This is a genomic window from Hyalangium sp. (assembly GCF_045802625.1).
Taxonomy (GTDB): Bacteria; Myxococcota; Myxococcia; order Myxococcales; family Myxococcaceae; genus Hyalangium.
Map to the genome: position 1 here is coordinate 1 of NZ_JBJMQP010000102.1, position 2,244 is coordinate 2,244.

Genomic DNA, 2,244 nt, shown 5'->3' on the forward strand with positions numbered 1-2,244 from the left:
GAGTTCTTCCTTCATGGCCCCCAGCACCTTGCTCTGAGCGATGGCCATGGCCAGAGCGTACTTGGCATCCCCATCCAAGAAGGGCTTGTCCACCAGCAGGCGCAGGCAATCTCCACTTCCCCAGCCTTGCTCGCACCACAGCAGGTAGCGGCGCTTCAGCTCCTCATCCTCGGGCAGCAGGCGCAGGTCCCGGGTGCTCCCCGGCGCTGAGGCCATGAGGCGCTGGCTCCTGCCCTCGTACCGGTACCAGCCGCTTCGCTCGGGCAGTCCGAAGACCTGCCGGGCATGCTCCAGGGGCCGCTCCACTGCAGGCACAGAGAGGGCCTGTTGCGCGACGGCCTTCTTGAACTGCTCTTCGCTCAGCGCCAGCGGCTCCACGTCGCGGCGCGGAGTGTGGACGATGGGCGCGCCCTGGCCTGTGTCCAAGCGGACGACGCCCCTCGTTGAGGCGCTGCACCCGGAGAGGAATGCGACCAGCAGCAGGACCGCCGAGCGCGGCATGTGGGGCCTCCTGGCCATGGCCCCCGCACGCACCGAGAGCACCACCCGAGATTACAGGGGCGCCATGATAGGCCCGTCAATCACGGGTGGAGACGATCCTCGTGAAGCGGGATTTCGATCGCGGCCAGCGCGGCCACGGCCGACGTGTACCCCAAGGGAAGGTGACCCACGCGCTCGGAAGAGGGCAACATACCCTGGGTAAAGCGGTCGACGGCGCCGAGCGCCCTGCCGTATCCTGGCGTGCTGGAGATCCAGTCCGAGCAATTCACTCATGCCCATCAAGAGATCCGAACTCTAACGAGAAGATGTCCGAGGTGCTCGACGCTCTGATCGAGCAGCGCAAGCAGGCGGCGCTGAGCTACCAGGAGTACCTGGCGAAGATCGTCGAGCTGACCCGGCAGGCCAAGGCGGGCCCCAAGGCGGGGGCATATCCGGCGTCGCTGGACACGCCAGCTCTGCGGGCCCTCTATGACAACCTCGGCCGGGACGAAGCGTTGGCCATCAGGGTGGATCAGGCGGTGCGGACCCGCATGCAAGACGGCTGGCGGAGCAACGCCATGAAGACGAAGCGGGTCCGGCAGGCCATCGCGGGCGTCATCGGCGACGAGGCTGAATTGATCGACCGCACGCTCGAGCTGGTGAAGAGCCAGAATGACTACTGAGACGCACCACCTGACGGTCAGCGGTATTCGGGTCTCGGTTGTCCGGAAGGAGATCAAGAATCTCCACCTTGGGGTGTACCCGCCCGATGGACGGGTGCGAGTCGCAGCGCCCTTGGCAGTGTCGGACGCGGCGGTACGCGTGGCGGTCATCGGCAAGCTGGGCTGGATTCGCCGGCAGCGAGCTGCGTTCGACACCCAGGTGCGCGAGTCCAAGCGAGAGATGGTCAGCGGGGAAAGCCACTACTTCCTCGGGCGCCGCTACCGGCTCGCGGTGGTGATGAATCACGGCAAGAGCGGCGTCGTTATTCGCAACCGCACCATCATGGAGCTGCGGGTCAGGCCCGACTTGACGACTGATCAGCGGGAGCGCGTGTTGCAGCGGTGGTACCGGGATGTCTTGCGCGAGCTCGCCACGCCGCTCCTCGCGAAGTGGCAGAGCGCGCTCGGCGTCACCGTCGATGGGTGGGGCATCAAGAGGATGAAGACCCGGTGGGGGTCGTGCAACGCCAAGGCGCGCCGGGTGTGGCTGAACCTTGAGTTGGCGAAGAAGCCGCCGGAGTGCCTTGAGTACCTCATCGTCCACGAGTTGATGCACCTGCTCGTGCGCAACCACGATGATCGCTTCCACGCGCTGATGGATCGGCACTTCCCGAAGTGGAGGGCCACCAGGAAGACACTGAACGCGGCACCCCTGGCCCACGAGATCTGGGATTACTGAGCCGTGCTCCCTCCCGCCGGGGAGGCCGGGGAGGAGGCGGAGCCGCAGGAGGGGAACCCGTCATTGGCCCCAGGGGTAGAGGAGCCAGCAGGGCGCCCAAGCCCGCTACCACCAACGCATGGCGACCGTGGAACCGGTCTTCTCCTCCCTGGAAGACAGCATGAGCTTCCGCCGCGGCCAGTTCCCAGGACGACCTACAGGCCTCCGGCTCTATTCTGATCAATCCTCACCGGTGAGGAGCGGTGAGGTGGGGGGTGGCGCTCCTCACCGGTGAGGAGCGGTGAGGGGGGCGCTCCTCACGTGGAAACCGTCCCACCGCTGAGACGTAGGCTCCCGTGAGCAGGCAGCGCACACCCCGGAAAA

2 protein-coding genes and 1 pseudogene are annotated in these 2,244 nt (G+C 66.3%); 2 read left to right on the top strand and 1 reads right to left on the bottom strand.

All coding sequences use genetic code 11. The features are described 5' to 3' along the window. Positions 1–501: pseudogene (locus tag ACJ8AT_RS18575) on the bottom strand (hypothetical protein); the annotation flags it as partial. Between the two features lie 314 nt (positions 502–815). Here ACJ8AT_RS18575 and ACJ8AT_RS18580 point away from each other — a divergent pair. Continuing rightward, positions 816–1,163: a hypothetical protein gene (locus tag ACJ8AT_RS18580; RefSeq protein ID WP_407739096.1), complete on the top strand. Its 348-nt coding sequence runs from the start codon at positions 816–818 to the stop codon at positions 1,161–1,163. Continuing rightward, complete coding sequence (locus ACJ8AT_RS18585; protein WP_407739097.1) at positions 1,153–1,881, top strand: M48 family metallopeptidase; 729 nt, start codon at positions 1,153–1,155, stop codon at positions 1,879–1,881. Before ACJ8AT_RS18580 ends, ACJ8AT_RS18585 begins: the two co-directional genes overlap by 11 nt. Positions 1,882–2,244 lie beyond the last annotated feature (363 nt).

Coding starts and splice junctions, on each gene's coding strand:
- ACJ8AT_RS18585 (WP_407739097.1), top strand. CDS start 1,153: ATGACTACTGAGACGCACCACCTGACGGTCAGCGGTATTCGGGTCTCG.